27 protein-coding genes are annotated in these 26,111 nt (G+C 51.1%); 12 read left to right on the top strand and 15 right to left on the bottom strand.

What is annotated here, in order from left to right; translation table 11 throughout:
• Positions 1-21: 21 nt before the first annotated feature.
• On the bottom strand, positions 22-1,335 hold the full coding sequence (locus JI741_RS10940) for an amidohydrolase (RefSeq protein WP_202009172.1): 1,314 nt from the start codon (positions 1,333-1,335) through the stop codon (positions 22-24).
• Positions 1,336-1,404: 69 nt separating this feature from the next.
• Here JI741_RS10940 and JI741_RS10935 point away from each other — a divergent pair, with 69 nt between their 5' ends.
• The 3 genes from JI741_RS10935 to JI741_RS10925 all read left to right on the top strand — a co-directional run bounded on the left by JI741_RS10935 (position 1,405) and on the right by JI741_RS10925 (position 3,274).
• Positions 1,405-1,725 (top strand): Rieske (2Fe-2S) protein, encoded by a 321-nt coding sequence (locus JI741_RS10935; protein ID WP_202009170.1) that lies wholly within the window; start codon positions 1,405-1,407, stop codon positions 1,723-1,725.
• 50 nt (positions 1,726-1,775) lie between these two features.
• Positions 1,776-2,816 (top strand): hypothetical protein, encoded by a 1,041-nt coding sequence (locus tag JI741_RS10930; protein WP_202009162.1) that lies wholly within the window; start codon positions 1,776-1,778, stop codon positions 2,814-2,816.
• A gap of 122 nt (positions 2,817-2,938) precedes the next feature.
• On the top strand, positions 2,939-3,274 hold the full coding sequence (locus JI741_RS10925) for a hypothetical protein (RefSeq protein WP_202009144.1): 336 nt from the start codon (positions 2,939-2,941) through the stop codon (positions 3,272-3,274).
• Positions 3,275-3,343: 69 nt separating this feature from the next.
• On the opposite strand, the gene JI741_RS10920 is transcribed toward JI741_RS10925, so the two are convergent.
• Positions 3,344-5,431, bottom strand: coding sequence for a TonB-dependent receptor plug domain-containing protein (locus tag JI741_RS10920; RefSeq protein ID WP_202009142.1), 2,088 nt, complete (start codon positions 5,429-5,431; stop codon positions 3,344-3,346).
• A 306-nt stretch (positions 5,432-5,737) separates the two neighbouring features.
• Between JI741_RS10920 and JI741_RS10915 the strand changes: the two genes are divergently transcribed.
• On the top strand, positions 5,738-6,166 hold the full coding sequence (locus tag JI741_RS10915) for a hypothetical protein (protein ID WP_202009140.1): 429 nt from the start codon (positions 5,738-5,740) through the stop codon (positions 6,164-6,166).
• A 3-nt stretch (positions 6,167-6,169) separates the two neighbouring features.
• Here JI741_RS10915 and JI741_RS10910 read toward each other — a convergent pair whose 3' ends face one another.
• Positions 6,170-6,889, bottom strand: a complete 720-nt coding sequence (locus tag JI741_RS10910; RefSeq protein WP_202009138.1) for a hypothetical protein — start codon at positions 6,887-6,889, stop codon at positions 6,170-6,172.
• A 188-nt stretch (positions 6,890-7,077) separates the two neighbouring features.
• Here JI741_RS10910 and JI741_RS10905 point away from each other — a divergent pair, with 188 nt between their 5' ends.
• Together JI741_RS10905 and JI741_RS10900 are read left to right on the top strand one after the other, a co-directional pair.
• The gene (locus JI741_RS10905) at positions 7,078-9,456 is read left to right on the top strand and encodes a PB1 domain-containing protein (protein WP_202009136.1); all 2,379 of its coding nucleotides are present in this window, start codon (positions 7,078-7,080) and stop codon (positions 9,454-9,456) included.
• 47 nt (positions 9,457-9,503) lie between these two features.
• On the top strand, positions 9,504-10,031 hold the full coding sequence (locus tag JI741_RS10900; protein ID WP_202009134.1) for a hypothetical protein: 528 nt from the start codon (positions 9,504-9,506) through the stop codon (positions 10,029-10,031).
• Positions 10,032-10,039: 8 nt separating this feature from the next.
• Here JI741_RS10900 and JI741_RS10895 read toward each other — a convergent pair whose 3' ends face one another.
• From JI741_RS10895 to JI741_RS10885, 3 genes are all read right to left on the bottom strand, one after another.
• Positions 10,040-10,765: a PrsW family glutamic-type intramembrane protease gene (locus tag JI741_RS10895; protein WP_202009132.1), complete on the bottom strand. Its 726-nt coding sequence runs from the start codon at positions 10,763-10,765 to the stop codon at positions 10,040-10,042.
• A 64-nt stretch (positions 10,766-10,829) separates the two neighbouring features.
• Entirely contained in the window at positions 10,830-11,369 is a 540-nt protein-coding gene (locus JI741_RS10890) for a TlpA family protein disulfide reductase (RefSeq protein ID WP_202009130.1), read from the bottom strand.
• Between the two features lie 200 nt (positions 11,370-11,569).
• A complete protein-coding gene (locus tag JI741_RS10885) occupies positions 11,570-12,157 on the bottom strand; it encodes a nitroreductase family protein (RefSeq protein WP_202009128.1) in 588 nt (195 codons plus the stop codon).
• A 112-nt stretch (positions 12,158-12,269) separates the two neighbouring features.
• Between JI741_RS10885 and JI741_RS10880 the strand changes: the two genes are divergently transcribed.
• On the top strand, positions 12,270-13,004 hold the full coding sequence (locus JI741_RS10880; RefSeq protein ID WP_202009126.1) for a hypothetical protein: 735 nt from the start codon (positions 12,270-12,272) through the stop codon (positions 13,002-13,004).
• 82 nt (positions 13,005-13,086) lie between these two features.
• Here JI741_RS10880 and JI741_RS10875 read toward each other — a convergent pair whose 3' ends face one another.
• A complete protein-coding gene (locus JI741_RS10875) occupies positions 13,087-14,118 on the bottom strand; it encodes an amidohydrolase family protein (protein ID WP_236675997.1) in 1,032 nt (343 codons plus the stop codon).
• Between the two features lie 242 nt (positions 14,119-14,360).
• Between JI741_RS10875 and JI741_RS10870 the strand changes: the two genes are divergently transcribed.
• The gene (locus tag JI741_RS10870; protein WP_202009122.1) at positions 14,361-15,470 is read left to right on the top strand and encodes a tetratricopeptide repeat protein; all 1,110 of its coding nucleotides are present in this window, start codon (positions 14,361-14,363) and stop codon (positions 15,468-15,470) included.
• Entirely contained in the window at positions 15,467-16,372 is a 906-nt protein-coding gene (locus JI741_RS10865; RefSeq protein ID WP_202009120.1) for a diacylglycerol/lipid kinase family protein, read from the top strand. The genes JI741_RS10870 and JI741_RS10865 overlap by 4 nt, the downstream gene beginning before the upstream one ends.
• Positions 16,373-16,431: 59 nt before the next feature.
• On the opposite strand, the gene JI741_RS10860 is transcribed toward JI741_RS10865, so the two are convergent.
• On the bottom strand, positions 16,432-16,908 hold the full coding sequence (locus JI741_RS10860; RefSeq protein ID WP_202009118.1) for an RDD family protein: 477 nt from the start codon (positions 16,906-16,908) through the stop codon (positions 16,432-16,434).
• 101 nt (positions 16,909-17,009) lie between these two features.
• Between JI741_RS10860 and JI741_RS10855 the strand changes: the two genes are divergently transcribed.
• Together JI741_RS10855 and JI741_RS10850 are read left to right on the top strand one after the other, a co-directional pair.
• Complete coding sequence (locus tag JI741_RS10855) at positions 17,010-17,528, top strand: DinB family protein (protein ID WP_202009116.1); 519 nt, start codon at positions 17,010-17,012, stop codon at positions 17,526-17,528.
• 56 nt (positions 17,529-17,584) lie between these two features.
• On the top strand, positions 17,585-20,125 hold the full coding sequence (locus JI741_RS10850; RefSeq protein WP_202009114.1) for a M14 family metallopeptidase: 2,541 nt from the start codon (positions 17,585-17,587) through the stop codon (positions 20,123-20,125).
• 83 nt (positions 20,126-20,208) lie between these two features.
• On the opposite strand, the gene tpx is transcribed toward JI741_RS10850, so the two are convergent.
• From tpx to JI741_RS10815, 7 genes are all read right to left on the bottom strand, one after another.
• Positions 20,209-20,709, bottom strand: a complete 501-nt coding sequence (gene tpx, locus JI741_RS10845; RefSeq protein WP_202009112.1) for a thiol peroxidase — start codon at positions 20,707-20,709, stop codon at positions 20,209-20,211.
• Positions 20,710-20,792: 83 nt separating this feature from the next.
• Positions 20,793-21,551 carry a hypothetical protein gene (locus tag JI741_RS10840; RefSeq protein ID WP_202009110.1) on the bottom strand — a complete coding sequence of 253 codons (759 nt, stop codon included), beginning with the start codon at positions 21,549-21,551 and terminating at the stop codon, positions 20,793-20,795.
• A gap of 12 nt (positions 21,552-21,563) precedes the next feature.
• The gene (locus JI741_RS10835) at positions 21,564-21,725 is read right to left on the bottom strand and encodes a hypothetical protein (protein WP_202009108.1); all 162 of its coding nucleotides are present in this window, start codon (positions 21,723-21,725) and stop codon (positions 21,564-21,566) included.
• Between the two features lie 113 nt (positions 21,726-21,838).
• Entirely contained in the window at positions 21,839-22,324 is a 486-nt protein-coding gene (locus JI741_RS10830) for a regulatory protein RecX (RefSeq protein ID WP_202009106.1), read from the bottom strand.
• 161 nt (positions 22,325-22,485) lie between these two features.
• A complete protein-coding gene (locus JI741_RS10825; RefSeq protein WP_202009104.1) occupies positions 22,486-23,022 on the bottom strand; it encodes a YcxB family protein in 537 nt (178 codons plus the stop codon).
• A gap of 44 nt (positions 23,023-23,066) precedes the next feature.
• On the bottom strand, positions 23,067-23,924 hold the full coding sequence (nadC, locus tag JI741_RS10820; protein WP_202009102.1) for a carboxylating nicotinate-nucleotide diphosphorylase: 858 nt from the start codon (positions 23,922-23,924) through the stop codon (positions 23,067-23,069).
• 84 nt (positions 23,925-24,008) lie between these two features.
• Entirely contained in the window at positions 24,009-24,410 is a 402-nt protein-coding gene (locus JI741_RS10815; RefSeq protein WP_202009100.1) for a DUF4783 domain-containing protein, read from the bottom strand.
• Positions 24,411-24,577: 167 nt separating this feature from the next.
• Here JI741_RS10815 and gpmI point away from each other — a divergent pair, with 167 nt between their 5' ends.
• Positions 24,578-26,104, top strand: coding sequence for a 2,3-bisphosphoglycerate-independent phosphoglycerate mutase (gpmI, locus tag JI741_RS10810; RefSeq protein WP_202009098.1), 1,527 nt, complete (start codon positions 24,578-24,580; stop codon positions 26,102-26,104).
• Positions 26,105-26,111 lie beyond the last annotated feature (7 nt).

Raw genomic sequence — 26,111 nt, 5'->3', positions numbered from 1 at the left:
GGGAATGATTTGCTCAAATAACTACTTCTTGGCCGCAGGCATATTCATATAGTCGAGCGTCACATTCAACATCGCTTTCAGCCCGGTGAGCATGCCGCGTTCGTCGATCATGAAATCGGGAGTGTGGTGGGCTGGCACTTTGTTAGGGTCCTGGTCGGGAGGCATAGCACCCACAAAAAAGAAGAAGCCCGGAATTTTCTGTTGATAGAATCCAAAATCTTCGGCGCCGGTCACGGCATGAATGCTGGCCACGTTGGCCGCACCCGCTGCTCTTTGAAGACTGGCCACCATCTTCTCCGTAAGCGCAATGTTGTTGAAGGTGACGGGTGTTTTGTTTTCGATGGTCACGTCGGCGGTGGCACCGGCGCTCTCGGCAATTTTGGTGGCCGTGAGTTTTATTTTTTCATGAATAAGTTTTTGCATGTCAACATCCAGTGTGCGGATGGTGCCGGAGAGAACGGCTTCTTCCGGGATAATATTTTCGCGCACACCCGCCTGGAATTTTCCGACGGTGATTACCGCTGCTTCTTTTGTGAGATCGGTCTGGCGGCTGATGATGGTTTGAAGGCCATTCACAATTTGCGCACTCACCACAATGGGGTCGATGCCCATCCAGGGTGCCGCACCGTGCGACTGACGTCCCTTCACTTTGATGGTGAACCAGTCGGACGCAGCCATCATGCCGGCGGGCCGGTAGGTAATTTTTCCTAGGGGAGAAATGGATTGAATGTGCATGCCGAAAATGACATCCACTTTCGGATTGTCGAGCACGCCTTCGCGCACCATGAGGTCGGCACCGCCTGTTTCGCCGGGAACAGATCCTTCTTCGGCAGGCTGAAAGATGAACTTGATAGTGCCTTTCAGTTCACTTTTGTTTTGCGACAAAATTTCGGCCACGGCCATCAACACGGCCACGTGGGTGTCGTGCCCGCAGGCATGCATCACGCCGGTTTCCTGTCCGTTAAAAATGGTTTTTTCTTTTGAGGCGAATGGTAGGCTGTTGCGCTCGGTCACGGGCAGCGCATCCATGTCGGCGCGCAGGGCAATGACAGGGCCGGGCTTGGGTCCTTTCAACAGACCCACCACACCGGTGCGGGCCACGCCGGTTTGCACTTCAATGCCCAGCTTTTTGAGATGCTCGGCGATATAGGCGGCGGTTTTCACTTCGTGATCAGACAGCTCGGGATATTGATGGAAGTGGCGGCGCCACTCAATAAGTTTGGGCTCCAGTTGCTTGGCCTGCTCTTCTACTTTAGCTTGCAGCTTCGGATTGACCTGTGCAATCGTTGTAAGCGCAAGGAGAGCGCCGGCCAGGCTGAGAAAAAATTTCGTCATAGGTGTTTCGGTTAAGAGTTCAGTGAAAACAATATAGAGATTAATGCCAACGCAGCAAACCTGAAGTCTATGGAGTGGGTGAAATTGTTTGCCGGCGATGAAGCCGCGCGCACACAACTAAAAGAACACAAGCCGCAGTTGCTCATTGTGCACGGCAAGCGCATTTGCCTCACCCTGCACAACGGAAAATTTTTTGCCGTGCAAGATGCCTGCACACACAACAGCGAATCGCTCAGCAAGGGACACGTCAACCACCTGGGTGAGATCATCTGCCCGTGGCACAACTATCGGTTTTCGCTAAGCAGCGGCAAGGCCTGCGACTCGTCGTGCCGCGATTTAACGACCTATCCGCTGAAATGGGATGAATCCGGCTTTTTTATTGGTATTTGAAAATAGATTAATCCTTATTTTCGTTTCAAACTATATAACCGTCATTGATTTTGGTATTGACCCTGTATCCCGAAGCCACATTTTATCGCCGACACGTGAGACTATTGTTTTTTGCCATCGCTTTGTTTTTGCTGTCCGCACCCACAAACGCACAACGTGTGTTGTCGGAAAAACAGTGGATTGAACAATTGAACCTGAAGTCGGGTCTTCCCGAAAAATTGCTGAGCGCGCGCAGTGTGGTTTTCTACAACTACACCGTCACCGAAAAAGAGCTCAACGATGCGCAGCTAACCTTTCAACGCACGGGCATCGACGCAGTGGCCTACTTTGAACTTGACATGCTCATGGCCAGCCGCGACGTGACAAAGGCTTTTGCCGACTACTTCGCGAAGCGCGAAATGACAAACCTGGTGCTCATCGAAAAAACCGAAACCGACTACCGGCTCACCGCCACCACCATCAATGGCAAAGAGACGGTGATAGAACCGGGTCAGGGCGCGTGGTCCACATCGAACCGCGTTTTTTCGGAAGCCCTGAAGGAACTCTACCGTTCAGCAGCCAACGCTCAGAAAAAACAAAACCTGCTCATCAACGACACACCCGAAACCGGCCTGCCCATCAACCTCATTGTGGGCAAACGCAACGAGTTCTATGCCATGGACCTGAAAGTTGACAACCTGTCCGTTCAAAAAACCGGCGACGAAGCCATCGATACGGAACTGGAAGAAATCTTCAAAGCCAACTACACGCTGAAGTATAAAATGACGGAGCCCGCCCTCACCGAAAAAGAAATGCGCAAACAAGGCCTCACCTATGTGCTCTGTTTTGTGCATTGCCGCGGCGCGGTGGGCAAAGAACTGCTGGGCTACGACATGAGCAAATCGGAAAGCGCGCTGGTGTCGGTCACCTACCCGGAAACGACGCAACAACTCAAGAACATCCCTTCCAACACCACGGTGTTCAAATTCTATTTCAAACACATCGATTCGGGCAACGTCTTCTTCGGCACCAAATGGGACGCCGACGAAACCTGGCAACAAGCCCTTCTCAACCACCTGCGCGGCATGAAAGTAGAACTGAGAATCAATTGATATTTTCGAAAAGTCAAAAAAGATTCAGCTCACAACAAAACGCTGCTGACATAGGGCTGTCAGACGGGTGATGTTTCTTTATCTATCAATCAATGGAAAGAACACCCTAATCACGAAGCGCTATGTATACTCCCGAATTCTTCGACCGCCTTTGTCCTGTGCTGCACGAACTTGTTCCCGGTTTCGAGGAGCGCCGGTTCATTTTCCGGATCTTCAACACCGAGTGGGCCGACCTGGAACTGAAGCAACGAACGCACCACATCACCACCGTGCTCCACGAGATCCTGCCGGAAGCCTTTCCCGAAGCCTCCCAACTTATTGAGCGCATATCCCAACGGTTGCGGCAACAGCATGAAATGGAAGTCTATCACCCTTTCATGTTTTTGGTAGACTACATCGAGCGCTATGGTCAGGCTCATTTGCAGCGCACCGGCACCGTTCTGAAAGCGATACCATAAAAAAGGCTGCCCTCCGGAGAGAACAGCCCTAGGCTCAGTTTAGGCTAACGGTACGTTCAGACCAACGTTTTAATTCAGGTGAAACGATGCGCCCACGGCATAAACACCGCCGATCTGGTCGGTAGCGTAGTATTCGCGCGTGTTGCTGTTCAGAATGTTGCGGCCATTCACAAACACATTGAATTTGTCGGTGATGTTGTAGGCAGCTTTCAGGTTCACGAGAAATTTGCCCGCGATGTCACCCGCAGCGCTGGTGGCCGTGGGGCTGTCGGAGCTGTATTGGCGGTGTGCGGCAAAATAGTATCCGTTCAGGTTCACGTTGATTTTTTTGTCGGGCTTGTAGTTCAGGTAATAGCCACCATAGAACGACGGTGTGTTTTTGTGATCGCTGTCGGTTGTGGTGGTCACGTTCACCACATAGGCATCGGGCAACGCTTCTGTTTTTGTTTTCTGGAATGTCACAAAAGGTTTGAACTGCAGCTTCTCGTTGGGCACGAGGTTGAGCGAAAACGTGATGCCGGTTTGTTTGGCCAGGGTGGGCACATTCCGGAACTCTTGCGAAATGGGCGACGTGGTGATGAGCGCCGTGAAGTTTTCTGCTTTTTGATGGAACACGTCGATGTCGAGTTGCAGAGTTTTCGACAGCTGGCTGCGGTAGCCAAACTCCACCATGTCGATGCGGAAGAGGCTGAGGTTCTGGCTGCCGGTGCGCGTATAATTTGTGCCAGGCCCCACAGGGATGACGAGGTTCAGGTAGTCGTTGCCAATAAACGAGCCGCTGTTGGAGCGGGTAATGGCTGCGCGCACCAGGTTGCTTTCGTTCAGTTTATAAGTGGTGGCAAACTCGTAGGCGAAGTAAGATTTGTCGGGTACCGAAAACTTGTCAACACGCACGGCGGCAATCACACGCAGTGCTTTCACAGGGCGAATGTCGGTGCGCAAAAATCCGGAAGTGGTGTTGATGGTAACTTCCTGGCCGTTGAGGAATGAACCTGTAGGCACAGTGTAGTAATCTTTGTCGTTGTAGCGTGCTTGCTGGTAGCTCACACCGGGCACAACGGTGGCCACTTTGCCAAGATGAATTTCGTATTCAGCTTCGGCGTTGGTGTTCTTGAAATCGTATTTGTTAGGAGGCGAAGCCACGTTCAGGTCTTCGTTGCCCATCACAAACGAGCCACGCACCTTGAAATGATAGATCGATGCGGCAATGTTGGCATACTGACTTTCGGTGCGATTGGTGGTGAACGGCGTAGACAGGTTGCCACCCAGGAAATTCTTTTGAACCTCCGATTTCTGAAGACCAAGCGTTACATCAACCGACACCGAATCGGCCGGCTTGAAATTCACAAACGCATTGGCGCCATACTTATTCATGGCCCGGTCGGGATTGGGATACTGTTCTGCAGGTCGTGTCGAAATCTGATCCACCGGCACATAAGTGTTCAAGGCAGCCGACGTGTAGTAGGTGTCATCAAAGCGCTTGCGGTCCTGGTAGTTTCCGGAAAGCACAAAGTTGAACTTCTCGCTGACTTTCTTTCCAAACGAACCGTTGACAATGAAGGTGGAGGGTGTGGCAGCCTGCACATTGGCATGGGCCATGATGCCGGCGTCTTTCGGACGTTTTGTGATGATGTTGATTACGCCGGTAACGGCATTGGGACCGAACAATGGTGCCGAAGGACCGCGCACAACTTCAATGCGGTCAACATCATTGAGATCGATGGGGAGCGATTCCCAGAATGTGCCACCGAGGTTGTTGTTGAACACGGGACGGTTGTCGATCATCACCAGCGTGGCGAGGTTCGATTTGGTGTATTCTTCGTTTGTGCGAAGAATGTTATCAAAGCCACGAATGTGGATGTCATAGACGCCATTGGTTTGTTCGCGAACAATGACACCGGGGGCGAGGCGCAGGGCTTCCATGATGCTTGTAGATCCGGCTTTGTCGATGTCGGCGCGGGTAATGGTGTAGCTCGAAAGGGGAGCATCAAACAAGGTCTCGTCTTTCTTGGAGGCCGAATTGATGGGCACGTTCATCAACTGTTCCAGCGACAATTCATAAAGGTCTTCTTCTTTGGGTTGCTCCTGGGCTCGGGTAGGAACAACAAAGGCCAGCATGACCGCACATGCCAGGGGGAGGGTAATTTTTGAGGGCATACTTTTTACGTTAATTAAGGGTCCGCAAAAGTACGACGCCCCGATAACGCAAGGATTTGAAAACTTTGGTCAACCTTACATTCACTTGATTATCAGATGTCTTCAACAAAACGCAACTACCGAAATTCGCTGTATGCCACTACAAAAAAAGCCCTTTGAAGGCCCGGGATGAAGAAATGGTGCAGGCAAAGGCTAGACCCTGTGCGCCGGAAAGTTCCGATTATTATACTTTGGCACAGGCAATGCAAACGGGGTTTTTATCAGGTTTTTAGGTTAATTGTGAAGCACACCAACACATTCGTAGCCATGGCCATAAAAAAGAAAAGCAGTCCACGTCCATCCGGAGGCAAAAAAACCGCCACCATTCCGTTCGATTTTGTGCTCGAAGCCTTGATGCCCGCGGATCCGCTGGTGCGACCTATGTTTGGCGGCTATGCGATCTATATAAATGGAAAAGTTATGATGATGCTGCGCCGCCGCGACACCCACACCGACGACAATGGCGTTTGGGTGGCCACCAGTCACGAGCACCACGAAAGCTTGCGAAAGGATTTTGCTTCGTTGCGCACCATCGGTGTTTTTGGCGTGAAGGAAAGCGGCTGGCAGATATTGCCCGAAGATTCCGACGGCTTCGAAGAAGAAGTGCTGAAAGCCTGCCGGCTTATTTTGAAGGGCGACGTGCGCATCGGCAAAGTGCCCAAGCCAAAAAAGAAAAAGAAGAAAAAGGAAGAATAGGGCCTATTTCACCACCGCGCTGAACACCACACTCACTTTCGTGTAGTATACCGTGGTGATTCCTTCGAACCCGGAGTCTGTTCCCACAAAAAGCCAGATTTCGCCATCCTGGTTGGTGCGCGCAATGAATGGCGCCACATTGCTGCTCGCGTTGGTGCGGGTGATCAGCACATAATCTTTTGTTCCTTCGGGCGCGGCAATGTTGCCCAACACGGTCGACATCACACCAGCGTTGGCCTGGTTGCCTTTGTCGAGATTGAATGCATAGGTGTTGCCGTCGATAACTTTTTTCGGTTCCATACCCGAGGCGCCTGCTTTTAGAAAAACGCCTTCACCGGGCGCGCCGCCCACACCATAAGAACCTTTGACGGCATTTGTGGCCAGCTCTACATCAAACACCACGGTGTAGTCGGTGTTGGGTGCGAGGCTGGTGATCTTTTTTTTCATGAACATGAAAAGATCGTCGCTGTGGTTGTTGCCCGACAGCATATAGGATTTTTCGCCGCCCACGCTGGCGGGCCGGTTGGTATAGGCAAATTTCAATTCATAGAAAGAGGAGTCGTCGACACCCGAAGGGAAATCCGAAAAATCGGCCTCCCAATTGTCGGGGGACACGGCAAAGTCGTAGCTATAGGACGACACCTGGATGCTGCCTTCCTCTTTGGCCAGGCCACAGCCCGCCAACACAAACGTTAACACGATACCAAAACGCTTACCCCACATGTTCTTTGTTCTTGTTTTCACATACCCATAGACACGGGAGCTACCCCAAAAGTTGGAAGTCGGTGGCCAACACCTGGTCTGGCACGCACAACACCCCACACTAAATATTTGACACTTGCGTCTCTTTAAACGAACTCTCGTTTTCAAACTCTCGTTTCACAAGCTATATTATATTGTTTTCGCCGCCTATGCAACATTCTACACTCCATAGTAATTTTCCCTTTCGCTCCATCTTGAGCCTAAGGTTGCTCATTGAATATTGGGAACGAAACATCGCACAAGGCGCAGTGCCCGATTTTGTGAAGGGCATGATGGACTATCTCGACACGGCGCCGGAACTCCGCCTGCCCATCGAAGATTTTTCGATCGTGGAAAAACACAAAACATTCATCAACTTCCTGATGACGGCGGTGATGCCCCCGGCCAACCAGGACACCGAACGCATTGCGGCCATTCTGCCTTTTCAATTCACGTCCGTATACAGCACACGCGCCTTCGACCGCACCCTGGACATGAAACGCATCGAGGAAATGGTGACCACTAATTTCCCCGACAATCACATGACCTTGGGCAAAACCGTGAAAGCGTGCCTGCTCATCCTCGAAAAATTTTATGGTGTGAAAATGGACAACGATAAGCCCATTCTCTTCACCCTGCGCAACCCCGAAAGCGGACTGGACCGTGTCTATAAGGTGGAGATCAGTCACCAATTTTGCGACATTGTGTGCAACACCACACCCACGCCCATCGAAAAACATGTGCTGAAGTTTTTGATGGAGAAAATCTACGACGTGGACCTCTGGTTGCAATACATCCATCCCGAAGACTACGAATTTCACGGCTTCATCGAAATGCGCCTCATCGACGTGACGGAGCAGGAAATGTTGTCGTCGATCAAATACGACCTGTTGAAAAAAGATGCCGTGGTGAACGAAGCAAGCTTCTCGGCCATTCAGCACAAGCTGCGCTCGCTTTTCAACATACCCGAAATGAAACTGGGCATCGCCTACATGGACCCCAGCAACAACATCATTCTCAACAACAGTTCTGCCTCCGGTTGCTGGAGAAGCCTGGCCGAACGCCCCACAGACGACAAGCCGTGCGAGGACTACACCGGCTCGGTATATGAAAGAAGCTGGATCGAGAAACGCTACGTGACGGTAGAGAACCTCAAGGAATATCCTTTCCCCTCTAAAATAGAAGAGTCGTTGCTGGCCAATGGCATCAACAACATTTTGCTGGCGCCGCTCATTGAAGAAGGCGAAACCATCGGCATGCTCGAGTTGGCTACGCCCACGGCAGGCAAGCTCAACCCGGTGAGTGCTCACAAAGTAGAGAACGTGTTGCCCATGTTCACGGCGGCCGTGAAGCGTGTGAAGGAAGAAATGTCTACTGAAGTGCGGGCGCTCATTCAGGAAGAATGCACGGCCATTCACAGCAGCGTGCAGTGGCGCTTCTTTGAAGCCGGTGTGAAGTTGATGAACCTGCGCCGCAGAGACGAGAAAGCGTTGATGGATGAAATTGTATTCAAAGACGTGTATCCGCTGTTCGGCCTTTCGGACGTGCGCAACTCGTCTATTGAACGCAGCGCCGCCATCCAAAAAGATTTTCAACAGAACCTGAAGCTGGCCAAAGACCTCCTTCAAAAAATATACGAGCAAAAGAAACTGCCGCTGGTGGAGGAAGTGATTTTCAAGACAGAAGAGCAGCAACAAAAAATCAATCGCGGGCTCGCGTCGGGCGACGAAAGCAACGTGATCGAATTTTTGAAAACCGAAATCCATCCGCTCATCCAGCACTTTGAAGAAGACGCCGAGTTGAAGAAACACATCGTGCGTTATCGCGCGCACCTCGACCCTGTGTTTGGTGTGGTCTACAAACGACGCAAAGCGTTTGAAGAAGACCTGGCCCTCATCAACAAAACTATTGGCGACCACCTCGACGAAGCCGAAGTGAGCGCGCAGGAAATGTTTCCGCACTACTTCGAAAAATATAAAACCGACGGTGTCGAATTCACGCTCTATGTGGGAAGTTCGCTGGTGAAAGGAAGAGCCTTCGACACGTTCTATCTGAAAAATTTTCACTTGTGGCAACTGGTCACCATGGTAGAGATCTATCGCAAGATGGAAGCGCTGAAACCCAAACTGAAAAACAACCTCGACATCACCCAGCTGATGCTGGTATATGATCAGCCCATCTCCATCCGTTTCCGCGCCGACGAAAAACGTTTCGATGTGGATGGCGCCTACGACATACGCTACGAGATTGTGAAGAAACGCATAGACAAGGCCCACGTGAAAACCACGGGCGAGCGCCTCACACAACCCGGCAAGATTGCGGTGGTCTACAACCAGGCAAAAGTGGAGGACGAATACCGTCGCTATTTCCATTACCTGGCCGGCAAGAAACTCATCACCGGCGACATTGAAGAGCTCGAGTTGGAAGAGCTGCCCGGTGCCAACGGATTGCGCGCCTTGCGCATCACACTGACCGACGAACAAAAAGAACCGGCCCTTCAAAAAGACGATTTGCTGAAGGACATAGAAGATGCGCTGAGGCTTCATTAAATGAAGCGGGTTTGCTACCTTGGTCGGCATAACCCGTTTCATTTTGTATGAATAAGCTTTTGGTCGTATGCTTGTTTGCGGTTATTGTCTCGTGCAAGGAAATCTCCTATCACGAAGCACAGCCGGAGGGAAAAGCCTCGCTCGCCAAAGTGCCCACCGAACTTCGGGGCATGTATCTTTTATCGGACGAGAAGGGCACATCGAAAGACACACTGGTGATTTCCGAAAGTGGCTATCGCGTGGTGAGCGACCGCAAAGAAAATTTGCTGGGCGACAGCCTGGTATTGAAGCTCTACAAAGGATATTATTTTCTCAGCATCAATGAAAACCCGGAGTGGCTGTTGCGCATTGTAAAGCGCGATGCCAACGGCGACCTGCTCTACTACTCCATGGACGTGGAGGAAAAAAATTTCAACAGCACCCTGCGTAACCTCACCAAAGAAGTGCGTGTAGATTCAATGATCGTGAACGGCGAACAGCTCTACCAGATTCGCCCGTCGGCAAAACAGCTGATGAAGCTTATCAAGAAAGGGTATTTCAAGCGCACCCTGGTGATGCAAAAGATCAGTTCCTGAAAAAATTTCTATTCAATTGTTTCCTGAGCCTCGACGGTGGTTTCGGCCACGGGCTGCACAATGAACGGCGATGATTGCTGGTGCAGCCGTATGGCCCTGCGCGACAAAATGAAGCCCGCTATCAGCGATGCGATAGCGCCCAGCCAAAGCCCGGGAATGAACGAGATGAACCAGAAATAGTCGTAGGCACCATGGAAGAGTGCCGCCGCAAACAGCGCAAGCGCACTGAGCAACAGGCCGTGGCGTTTCGAAAATTTTGCCTTCCCCAGAAAAAATCCCATGAGCACGGCAAACGTGGCATGCGCGGGCACCGCGGTGAACACGCGCAAAACGCCCGTGGCAAAGCCATATTGAAAGACGTAGATGATGTTTTCGAGTGTTGCAAAACCCATGCTCACCATCACGGCGTAGACAATGCCGTCGAAAGGTTCGTTGAAGTTTTTGTTGTTGTAGAGAATGAAACGCACAAAAATGAACTTGCTGAACTCTTCGATGAGTGCCACTTTGAAAAACGCATTAAAAAACTGCTGCACCACGTCGTTCTCTTTCAACAGCAGAAACGAATCTACCGGAAAACTGATGAATAGCGTGACCAGCACGCTGAGCAGGCCATAGCCAAAGCTAAGCGCCAACAGACCGATGGGCTCACGTTCGTGTTTGTCTTTGAGATAGATGTAGAGCATGATGGCGCAACCCGGGGCGAGCGCCAATGCCAGTAACGTTAGCACATTCATAAAAAAAATTGACGACCTAAGGTAAACTTAAATCGTCAATTTAACGGGGAGATGTACCTTGAGGTTATTCTAAAACACCTTCCACGGCGTCCATCTTGGCTGTGGTATATTTTCCGGACGTGGCGTGAATGATTTTTCCTTCGGCATCCAACACAAAAAAGTAGGGAATGTCGCGTTTTTCGAAGTCGAGTGCTTCTTTATAGGTCTTTAGTTCGCCGCGATAGAACAGAATGTAGGGCAGCAATTGCGGGTCAATGTTTTTCATGGCTTTCCGTTTGGCTGTACCTGTTGCTGCGGCATTGACACCGGTGAACATGGGAACAAAATACACATTCACATCATAGCCAAAGCCCGAGAGCAGGCCCGTGTTTTTCTGAATAAATTTTTCGAACACTGGTTGAAACCAAGAGTTGAGTTCGTCTTCCGATTTTTTGGAGTAGGCCAATCCCAGCAGCGTATATTTTCCCTTCACGTCCTGGGGAAGTTTCACCTTTTTGTCTTCTACCGATTCTGCCTCCATGTCGGGAAAAGTTTTTCCAATGACCTGGGCAAGTGCCGATGTCGACAAAAGAAAACCCATAAAAAGTAGACCGATTGTTTTCATAAAACATTTTTGTTTAAGGTTTTGGAAGGTACGAAAACCATACCAGAATGAACGTTGTGTGCTCTTCATGCCAGGGCTTTTGCAAGCCGTAAAGCAGCAGAACGACGTTGGATGACATTTCGCAAATCAGCGCAACAACAACCGCAACATCTCCGTCAAGGTGTGAATACATTTAAGCCAGACAAAGGTAAATGCGTGCATTATCGCACCCACGTAACTTTTTCTTCGATGGGCTTTCGTCGTCCATCGGGCAGCGTGCCCTTAGGCATACCGATGTGGAAGAATCCCAGGAGCAGGTCGTCGTTGCCCCAGCCAAAAAATGTTTTCGCTTCTTCGAAGTAGGTCACACCGCCCGTGCTCAGATAGCCGCCCACGCCGTATGCCGTGGCCGTTAGGTGCATGTTTTCGACGGCGCAAAACACGGCGCCAATCTCTTCGATCTGAGGGAGCGATTTTTTTTCGTCGCGTTTCATGCCCACCGCAATGATGTGCGACGACAGCAACGGCTTTGTGAGCAGATTGTTGAATTTATCTTCTTTGAATGAACCATCGGCTGTAGTCACTTTTTTGTAAAGCGCGGCCTGGAACTCCGCAAGTTTTTTGATGCCCTCGTCTGTGAACACCACAAAGCGCCACGGCTCGGTCAGTTTGTGTGTGGGGGCCCAGTTGGCGTTGGCAAGCATCTGCTCCACAATGGCATCGTCTACCTTGGCTCCGCTATATTGCGCTTGAAACACCGAACGCCGGTTTTGGATGAGCGCGTTTGCACTTTCGGGATTGAAATTCATTTGGTTTCTTTTTCCGTAAATTTACAGCGATCGGCGTTCTGTACCATGAAATATTCGGGCATGTACCGCAGATTACTTTACGATGGTGAAATGGATATAAAATAAAAACAGCATGAAAAAATGTATACCTGTCTTCCTCCTTGCTCTTGTGTTGCTGGCATCGTGCGCCCCGGTGTACGTTCCCAACATGCGCAATTCGCCCATGTTCACAAAGGGCGGTGAGTTTCAAGGATCGATGCAGTTTGGCAACGGCCTTGATGCACAAGCCGCACTGTCGATCACCAAACACATCGGCGTCATCGGCAACTATTCGTTTGCCGACCGCACCAGCTACGATGCCGATCAGGAAGACGAATATCATCGTCATAAGTTGTTGGAAGGTGGCCTGGGCTATTTCGAAAATGATGGAAACTGGTGCTACGAAATTTTTGCAGGCTATGGAAAAGGCGAAGGTTCGAGCTATGCCGACTACGAATTCTGGGGCACCACCAGCGCCCGTGCCACCGGAAAATTTGAACGCTATTTCATTCAGCCTGCCTTTGGCTTCAACAAAAAAATCATGCACTTCTCGTTCATCCCGCGCGTGTCGGTGGTGAACTTCACGGAGTTTACGACAGACGCCACCAGCATTCACCTCGACAAAAACGCGAAGGTGTTTCTGGAACCTGCCTTTATGGGCCGCATCAACATGATGGACAACCACCTCTTCTTTGTGTTTCAGGCCGGCATCGCTGTGCCCGCCAGCTCGAACATTTATTTCGAATATAGAAACGTGCAACTCTCCACCGGCATCGGTTTCCGCTTCGGAGGTTTGAAAAAAGAAACGGCAGGCGAACCTGCTAAATAAAGGATCCACTTTACGCAAAAGAAAACGGCCGCTGTCTCTGAAAGACGGCGGCCGTTTTTGTTTTATGGTTTTTAATCGAAGGCTATTTGGGAAAGAGGCTCGCGTCGATGTGGGGGATCACCTTCAATGCATTTTTGTAGTAGATCTTTTTCAGCACCTCGTCGGGAAGCGCAAGACCATACATTCGCCAGAAGGCATGATAGCGTTTGTGATAGGGGAAGTAGTCGTCGGCTGTTTCGAGCACGCGGAAGTAGGTGGCGTATTCTTCGGGCACCCACGAGTCTTTCCCAAACATGACGCGGTCCTGATATTTGATGAGGAAGTCGCGCCCGGCACGAGGCTGCCGGCCCAGCTCGGCAATGACGGCGCCGATCTCTGCATACATGTTGGGAAGCTGGTCCATGAGCGCGCCAAGTTTTTTGAGGTCACTGCCATACCACCCCATGTGGGCATTGATGAATTTTGTTTTCGGATGTTTCCGGAACATGTTGTGTTGCTCTTCAATGATGGTCTCCCACGATACTTTGTCGGTGTCGTGACGACGCCCGGGATGAAGCTTCAACTCAAGCCAGCGCTCGTTGTTTTTGTCGATCGGGTCCCAGAACGATTTGGGATCGGCCGAGTGAATGAGCACCGGAATGCCCAGCGCACCACACTTGTCCCAGATGGGATCGAGGCGTGGGTCGTCTATGTGAATGCGGTTGCCTTTGCTGTCGTTCACAAACATGCCCAGGGTTTTGAAAATCTTCAGCCCGTTGGCTCCTTTCTTCACATCGTCTTCCAACTGTTTCAACATACGCCCTTGCCACTCGGGGTCGTCGATGGCCGCGAAGTCCATGTTGGTGAAAACGATGAGTCGCTTGGGATTGGTTTTGTTCACATTTTCGAGGGAGCGCTCCAGGTGTTCGGTGCTGCCGCGGCCGCGGCCGCTCAGGTTCACCATCACGGCCATGTTCAACGCGTCCATTTCCTTCAGCAAGGCATTCAGGTCCTGGGTGGGCATGTTCCATTGGTGATTGTGCACGTCGATGAAGGGATATTTGGCGCGCGTCAACACATGTTCCGGCACCACCAGGGTGGACGGCGGATCATAGTCTTCGAAATCCATTTTCATGTCCAACGGTTTTTCCTGGGCAAAGGCAGAAACGATACCGAAAAACGCGAGGGTGCCTACGCAAATCTTTTTCATTCCGGATGGGTAAAATAATGATGTTTCAAGATAGGGGGAATACGGCAGCGATGAATAAAAATTTTGCAGACGGACTAAACCGGATGTAAGTCACCTCCGATTTCAACACGTCATGGCGCCGGGCCGGATTAATTTTTTTAACTTGGCTCTCGATTAAATCAGCGTCAATGAGAAAGCTTTTGTTCATTTTTTTATCGCTCATCGTTTTTAGCGCAGCCTCCGGGCAGGATGCTCCACTGGAAGCCGCCAAAAAGAAACTGGCGGCCAATGACTTTGCCGGAGCAAAAGCAGACCTGTCGAAGATCATCGATGCCAATCCCAAAAACAAAGTGGCGCTCACCCTTCGCGGTGAAGCCAAAATGGGCCTCGAAGATTTTTATGGCGCCATTGGCGATTTGAACTTTGCATTGGAAACCGATTCAACCTATGCCGAAGCCCTCAACAACCGGGGCGAAGCCAAGATGGCCCTGGGCGATGCCGAAGGTGCCATTGTAGATTTCACAAAGGCCATAAAGTTCAACGCCAAGTTCACTGAAGCCTATACCAACCGTGGTTTGGCGAAGTATGACGTGGAAGATTTGCAGGGCGCCTATTTCGATTTTTCGAAAGCCCTGGAACTGGGCCCTGCCGACGCCGACAAATATTTTAACCGTGGGGTGGCCAAAGCCGAGCTGGGCGAATTTGTGAGCGCTATCGACGACTATACCAAAGCCATTGAGCTCGATAAAACCGACGCCAGCCTCTACAACTACCGTGGTGTGTCGCACTACAACGTGGGCAATCTTGACCTGGCCATCGCCGACTACAACGAGGCCATCAAGCTGGAAACGAAAGACGCCCAGATGTATGAAAACCGCGCGCTTGCCAAAGGCGCAAAACTGGATTTTAAAGGCGCCATCGAAGACTATACCAAAGCCATTGAGCTCGACCCTCAGGAACCCGAAACCTACAACCTTCGCGGGGTCACCAAATACAGCATCGAAGATCACGACGGCGCCATTGCCGACTACACAAAGGCTATCGCCATGGACGCCACCAACCCGGTGTACTTCGACAATCGTGCGCTGAGCAAAACCGAGAAGGAAGATTTTGCGGGCGCCGTAGAAGACTACTCATCATCGATCGAGTTGTATCCCAACGATCCGGAAACATTCTATCAACGCGGGCTGGTGAAGCTGAGCATGAACAACAAATACGACGCGTGTCTGGATTTTAAACGCGCCGAAGACCTGGGTTCGGCCGATGCCAAAGCCGCGATCAAGAAAAATTGCAAGTGAAAGTTGCCGTTGTCCTGAATGGCATTTCTCTGGAGAAGAAAAACTTCTACAATAAATTTCTTCCTGCCCTCGAGGTGCTTTGCGCGCCCCAGATTTTTGAAACACGTTCCATAAACGACGCCACCGCGCTGGCGTCGAAGGCCACCGAAAAACACTTCGACATTATTTTTGCAGCCGGTGGCGACGGCACCGTGAACCAGGTGGTGAACGGCGTGCTGGAAGGAAGAGAAGATTCCAAACACCTGCCCGTGCTCGGCGTGATTCCCATTGGAACCGGAAACGATTTTGCACGCGGCATGGAAATTCAGGCCGACGAAGGAGAGCTGACGCGACTGCTGAAAAATTTTTCGCCCGCAGAAATCGATGTGGGCAAAGTGACCTTCACCACCGAAGACGGAAAAGAAGGACAGCAATATTTTGTGAACGTAGCCGACGTGGGCATGGGGCCGGAGGTGGTGAAGAAAGTGATGGCCAGCGACCGGCCTTTTGGTTCGGGCATGTCGTATTATCAGGCGATACTCGGAACGTTCTTCACCTATCAGCCCGTGCACGTGACGTTGACGGCCGACACGTGGCAGTGGCAAGGCAAGCTGCGCACCCTGGCAGTGGCCAACAGCAAATATTATGGACACGGCCTTTGCGTGGCGCCCGACGCCCGACCCGACGACGGCGTGTTTGAAGCCTTTGTGTGTGGCAAAGTTTCGGTGTTCGACTTTATCCGCTATTCAGGATCCATGAAACAAGGGAGGAAAATCATTCACCCCGACGTTTCATATCGCCAGGCCAAACGCATTGAAATTGTTTCGGACGCGCGTTGTTGCATTGAGGCCGATGGCGAATTTTTGGGCGTGCTTCCGGCCACCATCGAAATGGTGGAACGCAAACTGAAATTTCTGATATAAAAAAAGCCGGTGAAATTTCTTCCACCGGCTTCTCTATAGATTTTTAAATCGAACGCTTTTTATTTCTTCACCACCAGCGTGCTGGCAATCATGTCGTGAAGGGCTTGTTTCTTTTCGGTGAGACCGGCCATGATGTAGCCGATGCACAGGATAAGGCCCGACACCACCTTGCAAAGGTTACGGACAAAGGCTTTTCCGAAGTCCAGCTTGTTGCCTTCGAGGTCAGTCACCTTCAGGCCCAGCACAATTTTCCCAACAGAGCCTTGATATTTGGACGACTCCATTAATGTATGATACAGGATTTGAATGACCCAGAACACCAGTTGGGCAATGCCCATCAAGGCCATGATGCCAGCCACCATGGAAAGCGCCTGTGCTTCGTCGCCAGCTTCGAGGTTTTGAGCAGACTTTGCTATGCCAAGTCCAAAAATGCCTAACACGGGCATGATTAACACACCTTGAACGATACCAACGATGATTCCATCAATGATGATTGCAACGAAACGGAGCCAGAAGCCAGCATAATTTGTATTCATATAATAGGGATTAGGTTTGCTTAAATCTAGCGATAAAAATGATGCAGGCAAAAGGCACAACGGTGTTGATTGTATGATTAATTTAGAAATCCGAAAACGACATGCACCCCAAACTTCAAAAACAATTCGACCGCCTGCAGCACGAGCAGCAAATGTTGCTTCAAAAACTGACGTCGCTGCCCGACGCGAAGCTGAACGCGAGTCGCGATGGCAAGTGGTCGGTGAACTACATCGTGAACCACCTCATCACGGCCGAACAGTTGTCGCTGGCCTACATGAAAAAGAAATCGCTGGGCGTTGCCACGCTAAAAAACTCGGGTGCGTTGGAAGACCTGAAAATGGTGATGCTGAAAGTTTCACAACGTCTTCCGTTCAAATACAACGCACCCCGCTATCTGGTGCAGAACACACCCGCCACCACTTCGCTGCCCGAACTTGCCGAGCGCTGGGCAACGGCCCGGGCTGAACTGAAAAACTTTCTGGAACCCATCGACGAAAAAAATCTGCGCAAGCTCATCTATAAACATCCTGTAGCCGGCATGCTCGATGTTTTGCAGTCGCTTGAATTTATGCGCGAACATTTCGACCACCACTTACCGCAAATCAAACGCCTTCTATAAGAATTTATAGCAGTCGTTCAAACCCTTTCCGCATCTTGCCACGTCAAAACCTGTATATGAAGAAGATCTACCTAATCCTGCTCCTGTTTCTAACCAGCAGTTCTTTTCTCCAGGCCCAAAAGCTTCTTAGCCCCAAAGAATTTCTGGGCTATGAATTGGGCGACCGTTTCACCCGTCACTATAAGGTGATGGAATATTTTAAACACGTGGCCGACGTGATGCCCAACGTGGAGCTGGTTTCCTACGGCGAAACCTACGAACACCGCCCCCTGGTGTATGCCGTGGTGGCCTCGGCCGAAAACTTTGCCAATCTCGAACAAATCCGCCAGGACAACCTGAAGCGCACCGGCCTGCTCGACGGCACGCCGTCGGCTAACAAAAAAGCCATTGTGTGGATGAGCTACAACGTGCACGGCAACGAAGCCAGCTCGCTCGAAGCCGCCATGTGGACACTCTACGACCTGGCCAACACCAGCAATGCAAAAACTCAGGAGTGGCTAAAGAACACCGTGGTGATTCTCGATCCCTGCATCAACCCCGACGGCCGCGACCGCTATGCAAACTTCTATAATCAATATTTTAACTCACCGGCCAACACCAGCGGCGATGCCAAAGAGCACCACGAACCCTGGCCCGGCGGAAGAGCAAACCACTACCTGTTCGACCTGAATCGCGACTGGGCATGGGAAACCCAAATAGAATCGCAGCAACGCCTCAAAGTATATCACCAATGGATGCCCCACGTGCACATCGACTTTCACGAACAGGGCTATAACGAACCTTACTATTTTGCTCCTGCTGCAGAGCCGTTTCACGAAGTGATTACACCCTGGCAGCGCGAGTTTCAAATCACCATCGGAAAAAACAACGCCAAACACTTCGATGAAAACGGCTGGCTCTATTTCACCAAAGAACGTTTCGATTTGTATTACCCCAGCTATGGCGACACCTATCCCACCTACAACGGCGCCATTGGCATGACCTATGAGCAGGGTGGGGGAGGCTATGGCGGCCTCAGCATCATTGCCGAAGAAGGCGACGCCCTCACGCTGAAAGACCGCCTCACACATCACTACACGTCCGGCTTGTCGACGGTGGAAATCACCTCGCAAAACGCGACAAAAGTGGTAGACGAATTCGAAAAGTTTTTTCGCGAGAACATAAACACACCGGCGTCGCCCTACAAGACCTACGTGATCAAAGGCGACAACAACGCCGACAAGCTGACCAAGATCACGCAGTGGATGGACACGCACGCCATTAAATACGGCCACCCCGCGGCCGGAAAAGCAAGCCGTGGCTACGACTATCAAACACAAACCACGGCTGGCTTCAACCTCACCACCGACGACATTGTGGTGAACGTGTATCAGCCCAAGTCACGCTTCATCACCACGGTGTTCGAACCACAATCCAAGCTTTCCGATTCTATCACCTACGACATCACGGCCTGGAACCTCATGTATGCCTACAACCTGAAGGCTTTTGCCGTGAACGAACGCATAAACCCAGCGAAAACATTTCAACCCAAACCTGCCGACAACACGGCGGTGGCCACCAAACCATACTCCTACATTTTCAGATACCAAGGCCTGAAAGATGTTGAGCTGTTAACGGCCTTGCTGAAGAGCGGGGTGAGAGTTCGTTTTGCCGAGAAGGGTTTTAGCGTGAGCGGCCAGTCGTTCGAGCCGGGCACGCTCATTGTGACCCGACGTAACAACGAAGTGGTGAACGATTTCGACAACGTGGTGGTGAACGCCGCCAAAGCGCTCGACCGCAAGATCTACACGGCCACGACAGGCTTTGCCGACAAAGGCTATGATGCCGGCTCGCCCGAAGTGAAATTTTTGAAAGCACCGAAAATTGCCGTGTTGTTTGGCGAACAAACCTATTCGTTGTCGACCGGCGAAATCTGGCACTTCTTCGAACAACAAATTCATTACCCCATCACCCAACTGGGCACCGACTATTTCAAAACGGTAGACCTGAAAAAATACGACGTGCTGATCGTGCCCGATGGCAACTACAGAGTGTTTGACGACGCCACACTGGAGCAAGTGTCTGCGTGGGTTTCGGCCGGTGGCAAGCTCATTGTGGTGGCCAACGGCCTCAACGCCTTCACCGACCGCAAAGGTTTCTCACTGAAGCCCTACACGTCGGATGCAGAGAAAAGCGAGATGGAGAAAAAAGATAAAGAGTGGAAAGAAAAAGAAGCACTGATCCGCTACGAAAACAACGAACGCAACCAGATGTCGGACGCCATTTCGGGTGCCATCTATAAAGTGACCCTCGACAGCTCGCACCCGCTGGCGTTCGGGCTGAAAGACACCTACTACACGCTGAAGACCAACGAACTTCGCTTTGGCTATCTGGAACATGGCGGCAACGTGGGCATCCTGAAAGGAAAAGCGAAACCTGTGCAAGGGTTTGCCGGCCTGCGCATCAACAAAAAACTGGACAACAGTCTGTTGTTTGGTGTGGAGCAAAAAGGGCAGGGCTCGGTGGTCTATCTCGCCGACAACCCGTTGTTCCGTTGCTTCTGGGAAAACGGAAAGCTGTTGTTCTCCAACGCCGTGTTTATGGTGGGAGCGCGCTGATAAAATAGTTTGAAGAAATAGAAAATGCGTTGCCGGTTTCTTTGTGAAACGGCAACGCATTTTTTTTGAATAAGGTTAAGCGCTCAGGAAATGGCTTTCAGAGCCGCGTCATAGTTTGGTTCCTGACCGATAGACGGCACCAGCTCTGTATATTTCACATGGCCTTGTTTGTCGATCACCACGATGCTGCGGGCCAGCAACCCCACGAGGCCACCGTCTACCATCTCAACACCATAGTCGGCCGCAAAACCTTTATGACGGAAGTCCGACAAGGTCACCACGTTGCTGATGCCCTCGGCAGCGCAAAAACGTTTGAAGGCAAAGGGAAGATCTTTGGCGATGCAAAGCACCACGGCGTCGCTCACGCTCGCGGCGCGTTTGTTGAACTCGCGCACCGACGTGGCACACACGCCTGTGTCGATGCTTGGGAAAATATTAAGCACAACATTCTTGCCGGCAAAGTCTTTCAGGTGCACTTCTTTCAGATCGTTTCCCACCAGCGTGAAGTCGGGCGCGGTGGTGCCGGTGGCCGGCAGATTTCCATTGGTGTTCACGGCATTGTCGCCGAGTTTTGTTTGTGCCATACTATAGATTGAATTTAAAATTGGTTTTGTGAATCGAGAAAAGATTAACCGGTTTGAAGCGATTTTGTTTTTTGGAATGCGATCTACAATAATTTTTCGTCAGCACTATAGTCGTCTGTCACTTCTTCGAGGTAGAAATAACGCACATTGATGTTGACAATGGTTTTGTAGGGAATGGTGATGTAGCGGCCGGGAATTTCGTAGTAGCGGTTGCGTTCGAGAAGGTCGTCTTGCAGAAGTCGGCGTTTGGCATCTTTCAGCACAATGTTTTCAAGGCCACCCGAATCGGAAAGCGTGAAGTGAATGAGTTCGCCGATATAAATAACCTGCTGGTTGCCGGTGCTCACCAGTGCATTCACCAACTTGAAGCTGACCTGCTCCGGATGATCGGGCACTTCCGGAAAATCAAGAAACTCGCCGCTCAGCAAATAATGCCACTCGTTCGAAAAGCGGAAGAGCTTGAATTTACGATCGAACTTGAGCCCACGAATTATTTTGCGACTGGCGTGGCCGGCAAAAAACGACACGCTCATCACGAACGTGCAGTAGTAGAGATACGACACAAAAATGTCGGCATACTGGCGGCCCGTTTCCTGGAGCAGGGCCATGCTGAGCAGTTGTTTGAGATCGAACGTGAAGGAAAAAACGCGCTCCAGTCCCACAAGTAGGGCATAGGCCAGAAAATGCATGATAATGGAGGGGAACAGCGCCCAGAAAACTTCGTCGAGGATGCCCGAAAATTTTAGCTGACGCGAAAAGGCGGAGGAAAGATAGGCCTGTTTGAACGTGATGCCCGGAAGAATGAACAGAAACAGAAAGAGAGTAGAGACAGCTAACGCCACGGCAAACAGTGTTTAACCAAGTTCGCGCACGAAATACACCTTTTCGCCTACGCGGAACGTTGTGCCCTCGCCATCGATTTCCTTGTTGATGTCGATCAGCTTATACACCAGCTCCCGGCTTTTCTTCACTTTGTTAGACACCCAGTGTTGCTTGTTGTCGGTCTTTGATTTCATAGAGTAAACTCTTCCAGTGTTAACGCAAAATATCATAAAAAAGTGACATATCCTGTTAAAAACCCTTTCGGCCGTAAAGTCGAAATGTCAAGGCATAACGGGTCGCGTCAGCATCACGACTTCACGGGCACCACTTCTTTCACTGCGCGCCAGGCCTGCTCGGGTTCGAAGCCCTTCTGGATAACATACTGCGCCAGCTTGTCGCGCTTCACAAAAGGATTTTCTTCGTCCATGGCCGCGGCCTTCTTCTCGATCAGCGACAGTAGGGTGGCTTCGTAGTCGCCTGCGTCAATTTCCTTTAGCCCGATGCGAATGCAGTTTTTGGTGAGGCCGCGCGCTTCCAGCTCGTGCACGATCTTGACCCGGCCCCAGTGTTTCATCCGGAATTTGCCTCCCGCAAATGCCTTGGCAAACCGCTCTTCGTTGAGGTAGCCTTCGGTGATGAGGTGCGACAGCAGTTCGTCCACCTCACTCGCATATAACCCGTAGTCGAACAGTTTGTTCTTCACTTCCTGGTGCGAGCGCTCCTGGTAGGCGCAGTAGTTGTAGATCTTCTGCCGGGCCTCGGTGACGGAAAGTTTTTTGGGTGTCTTCTGCACGGCCTAAAAGTAACGCCTAACTCGGAAAGTACGGAAGCTCCCGCGAGGGAAAGTTTAGCTGCCGTTTTTTGGTGAAGGTCTGCAAAGAAGAAGAGCATACCCGTCAAACGCTTTGCGTCGACAAGTATGCTCTTTCAGAATTTTTTAGAACCCGATTTTTATCAGGCCTTCTTTCCGCTTTCCACTTTGGCGGGTGTTTCGGCTTTCGCCGGAAGGTCTTTCACCAAACCTTTGCTGCGAAGCACGCTGCCCACAAATTTGCGTTCGTTTTCGGTGTTAAAGATTTTGAAGGGCCAGTAGATCATTTGCGCCTTGTTCACAAACAACACATAGTGGTCTTCGCCCACGGTGGCGCTTTCAATCTGGTCCCACTTCAGCGGCATGCCTTCGCGTGGATTGATTTTCATCAGAATTTGCTGGCTGCTGATTTCGTAGCTGAATTTTTCGAACAGCATCTTGCCCTGCTCAAGCTGGGTGACGCCATAGAACTGTATCCACCAGAAAAGCACGTAGAGCAACACACCAATGAATGCCGCGATAAACCACCAGATGCTTTGAGCACCCGGAATGGCATATCCCAAACAAATCACCACCGCGCCCACGGCAGCCATCCATCCTTGCTTCTTCAACACACGTTTCAACGCCAGGCTGATGTATAACTTCTTTTCCAGTTTGTAATTTTTCGTTTTAACTATCATAACTATTAATTCACCAAAATTTCAATCACTTTTCAATAGACAATCTAAAAAGCCTTCAGACTCAGGTCGAGGCTCTTCATCGAATGGGTTAACGCGCCCACGGAGATGAAATCGACCCCGCATTCGGCCACACCGCGGATGGTGGTTTCGGTTATGCCGCCACTCGCCTCTGTCGGGTATCGACCGCCAATCAGGGCCACCGCTTCGCGCATCTGGTCGTTCGTCATGTTGTCGAGCATGATCACGTCGATGCCTCCCACCGCGAGCACTTTTTCAACTTCCTGCAGGTTCCGCGTTTCGACCTCGATCTTCAGATTTTTCTGCGAGGCGCGAAGATAGTCTTTTGTTCGATGGATTGCCGCCTCGATGCCCCCCGCCATATCAATATGGTTGTCCTTGAGCATAATCATGTCGTAGAGGCCAATGCGGTGGTTCATGCCGCCGCCAATCACCACTGCCCACTTTTCGGGAAAGCGGAAATTGGGGGTTGTTTTCCGGGTGTCGAGCAGGCGGGCTTTTGTGCCGGCCACCAGCGAAACCAGGTGGTGGGTTTTGGTGGCAATGCCGCTCATGCGCTGCATGCAGTTAAGCACAAGCCGTTCGGTGGTGAGAATGGACCGCGACGACCCTTCGACCGTGAACGCCACATCGCCTTTTTTAATAGCGTCGCCATCGTTTTTCAGGATCTGGAGGGTGAGCGACGCGTCAAAAAACTTGAAAATCCGTTCGGCCAGCACCACGCCGGCCAAAATGCCGTCGTCTTTCACCAGCAGGCGGGCACGCTTGGTGGCATTGGCGGGAATCGACGCCAGCGTGGAGTGATCGCCATCGCCCACATCTTCTGCTAAAGCAGTAGAAATGAAATGGTCGAGAAATGCAGGAGTTATGTAGGGTGGCAGCACCGTGCAAAAATAGAAGAGAGATTTTTAGGATAAGCCCCGGACCGCCAAAATTTTGATGCGGAAGGTTAAACGATCCCGAAATGCCTATTCTTTGGCGAATGAAATTTCGTGTACCAGCTGCTGGTTGTTCACGGCCTTGATTTTCATGAATACCCGGTAGGTCTCGGCCCCGCTTTTATACTGGCCGATGGCAAATGGCTGACCGCCCTTGGACGAACCTTGGTGAATGATGTTGAACTCTTCGGGAGGATGTTGTTTGAAAAAATCGCGGAACACAAACTCAGCCTGCGCTTTGCTGTAGGACTGCACGGTGCCGTCCAGCGTCACGTCAACCGTTTGATTGAGGTATTTGGAAAGCTCTTTTGCGCTGCCGGCTTTGATGGTTTCTCTAACCTGGTTAATCACGTCTGCCTGGGCAAACACCGACACGGCCTGGGCACTCAACACAACGAAAACTAAGGATGAAAAAAATCTGTTCAAGTTCATGATGCTAGGGATAGGCTAAAATTGTGCCATTGTCGAAAGATAAGGAATTAACTTATAACGGCCTGCAAGCGTCAGGAGGCATGGGCATCCTAACAACTGTAATCGTGCAATCCTGATTATATTTACGCCCTGATTTTAAGACACCTGGGCTCAAAAAATTTACGTTCATGAACAAGAAAGTTTTATTGATGATACTCGACGGCTGGGGCATCGCCACCAACAAAGCAGTATCGGCTATCGACAACGCCAAAACGCCATTCATTTCCTCTTTATACGGCAAATATCCCCATAGTAAACTTGAAGCCTCCGGCCTGGCCGTTGGCCTCCCGGCGGGTCAGATGGGCAACTCTGAAGTGGGCCACATGAACATCGGCGCAGGCCGCGTGGTCTATCAGGACCTGGTGCGCATCAACAAAGCCATCGAAGAGAAAGAGCTGGACACAAATCCCGTGTTGCTCGAAGCGTTTGACTATGCCAAAAAGAACAACAAAAGCGTTCATTTTATGGGCCTCGTGTCAGACGGCGGCGTGCATTCGCACGTCGAGCACCTCAACGGCCTCATCACCATTGCCCACAACAACGGCATCAAAAACCTGTTCATTCACGCCTTCACCGACGGTCGCGACACCGACCCGAAAGGAGGCCTGGCCTATCTGAAAACGGTGACCGACCACATGGCCAAAACCACCGGCAAACTGGCCAGCATCGTGGGGCGCTACTATGCCATGGACCGCGATAAACGGTGGGAGCGCGTGAAGCTGGCCTACGACGTGATGGTGAATGGCGTGGGCGAAAAAACCACGGACCCCCTGAAGGCCATCCAGCAGTCGTACGACAATAACGTGACCGACGAATTCATAAAGCCCATTGTAGTCACCGACGCACAGCAGCAACCTGTGGCCACCATCAAGGAAGGCGACGTGGTGTTGTGTTTCAACTTCCGCACCGACCGCGGTCGCGAAATCACCGAAGTGCTCACGCAACAGGATTTTCCCGACCACGGCATGAAGAAGCTTTCGCTCTACTACGTGACGCTTACCAACTACGACGACTCCTACAAAAACGTGAAGCTCATCTTCAACAAAGACAATCTGGAGAAGACCTTGGGCGAAGTGGTGTCGGATGCTGGCAAGAAACAGATCCGCATTGCCGAAACAGAAAAATATCCCCACGTAACCTTCTTTTTCTCGGGTGGACGCGAAGTGGCATTCCCCGGCGAGTCGCGCATTCTTTGCCCCTCGCCCAAAGTGGCCACCTACGACCTGGCACCCGAAATGAGCGCCAACGACATCAAAGACAAAATCATTCCGGAGCTTGACAAGAAAGAACCGGACTTTATCTGTCTCAATTTTGCCAACCCCGACATGGTGGGCCACACCGGTGTGTTTTCTGCCGCTGTGAAAGCCGTGGAAACAGTTGACGCCTGCGCACAAAAAGTGACCGAGGCCGCATTGCGAAACGGCTACGCCACCATCATCATCGCCGACCACGGCAATGCCGACATGATGATCAACGAAGACGGCACACCCAACACCGCCCACACCACCAACCTGGTGCCCTGCATCCTGGTGGACGACAGCTACAAAGGAAAACTGAAAAACGGCAAACTGGGAGATCTCGCACCGACCATCCTCACGCTGATGGACGTTGCCATTCCACCGCAGATGAGCGGAAATGTTCTGCTCGACAACTAGACCTTGA

The sequence above is a fragment of the Chryseolinea lacunae genome, from assembly GCF_016735595.1.
Classification (GTDB): domain Bacteria; phylum Bacteroidota; class Bacteroidia; order Cytophagales; family Cyclobacteriaceae; genus Chryseolinea; species Chryseolinea lacunae.
Note: the sequence above shows the minus strand (reverse complement) of the source record. Positions and strands in the feature narration are given on the sequence as shown.

What these genes read in the sequence shown, in the direction of transcription:
- JI741_RS10895 (WP_202009132.1), bottom strand. Translation starts at nt 10,765, where the DNA reads ATGAATGTGCTAACGTTACTGGCATTGGCGCTCGCCCCGGGTTGCGCC.
- JI741_RS10910 (WP_202009138.1), bottom strand. Translation starts at nt 6,889, where the DNA reads ATGTGGGGTAAGCGTTTTGGTATCGTGTTAACGTTTGTGTTGGCGGGC.
- JI741_RS10880 (WP_202009126.1), top strand. Translation starts at nt 12,270, where the DNA reads ATGAAAAAATGTATACCTGTCTTCCTCCTTGCTCTTGTGTTGCTGGCA.
- JI741_RS10860 (WP_202009118.1), bottom strand. Translation starts at nt 16,908, where the DNA reads ATGAATACAAATTATGCTGGCTTCTGGCTCCGTTTCGTTGCAATCATC.
- JI741_RS10935 (WP_202009170.1), top strand. Translation starts at nt 1,405, where the DNA reads ATGGAGTGGGTGAAATTGTTTGCCGGCGATGAAGCCGCGCGCACACAA.
- JI741_RS10900 (WP_202009134.1), top strand. Translation starts at nt 9,504, where the DNA reads ATGAATAAGCTTTTGGTCGTATGCTTGTTTGCGGTTATTGTCTCGTGC.
- JI741_RS10825 (WP_202009104.1), bottom strand. Translation starts at nt 23,022, where the DNA reads ATGATAGTTAAAACGAAAAATTACAAACTGGAAAAGAAGTTATACATC.
- JI741_RS10905 (WP_202009136.1), top strand. Translation starts at nt 7,078, where the DNA reads ATGCAACATTCTACACTCCATAGTAATTTTCCCTTTCGCTCCATCTTG.
- JI741_RS10885 (WP_202009128.1), bottom strand. Translation starts at nt 12,157, where the DNA reads ATGAATTTCAATCCCGAAAGTGCAAACGCGCTCATCCAAAACCGGCGT.
- JI741_RS10850 (WP_202009114.1), top strand. Translation starts at nt 17,585, where the DNA reads ATGAAGAAGATCTACCTAATCCTGCTCCTGTTTCTAACCAGCAGTTCT.
- tpx (WP_202009112.1), bottom strand. Translation starts at nt 20,709, where the DNA reads ATGGCACAAACAAAACTCGGCGACAATGCCGTGAACACCAATGGAAAT.
- JI741_RS10940 (WP_202009172.1), bottom strand. Translation starts at nt 1,335, where the DNA reads ATGACGAAATTTTTTCTCAGCCTGGCCGGCGCTCTCCTTGCGCTTACA.
- JI741_RS10875 (WP_236675997.1), bottom strand. Translation starts at nt 14,118, where the DNA reads ATGAAAATGGATTTCGAAGACTATGATCCGCCGTCCACCCTGGTGGTG.
- JI741_RS10870 (WP_202009122.1), top strand. Translation starts at nt 14,361, where the DNA reads ATGAGAAAGCTTTTGTTCATTTTTTTATCGCTCATCGTTTTTAGCGCA.
- JI741_RS10835 (WP_202009108.1), bottom strand. Translation starts at nt 21,725, where the DNA reads ATGAAATCAAAGACCGACAACAAGCAACACTGGGTGTCTAACAAAGTG.
- JI741_RS10815 (WP_202009100.1), bottom strand. Translation starts at nt 24,410, where the DNA reads ATGAACTTGAACAGATTTTTTTCATCCTTAGTTTTCGTTGTGTTGAGT.
- JI741_RS10925 (WP_202009144.1), top strand. Translation starts at nt 2,939, where the DNA reads ATGTATACTCCCGAATTCTTCGACCGCCTTTGTCCTGTGCTGCACGAA.
- JI741_RS10890 (WP_202009130.1), bottom strand. Translation starts at nt 11,369, where the DNA reads ATGAAAACAATCGGTCTACTTTTTATGGGTTTTCTTTTGTCGACATCG.
- JI741_RS10920 (WP_202009142.1), bottom strand. Translation starts at nt 5,431, where the DNA reads ATGCCCTCAAAAATTACCCTCCCCCTGGCATGTGCGGTCATGCTGGCC.
- JI741_RS10855 (WP_202009116.1), top strand. Translation starts at nt 17,010, where the DNA reads ATGCACCCCAAACTTCAAAAACAATTCGACCGCCTGCAGCACGAGCAG.
- JI741_RS10915 (WP_202009140.1), top strand. Translation starts at nt 5,738, where the DNA reads ATGGCCATAAAAAAGAAAAGCAGTCCACGTCCATCCGGAGGCAAAAAA.
- gpmI (WP_202009098.1), top strand. Translation starts at nt 24,578, where the DNA reads ATGAACAAGAAAGTTTTATTGATGATACTCGACGGCTGGGGCATCGCC.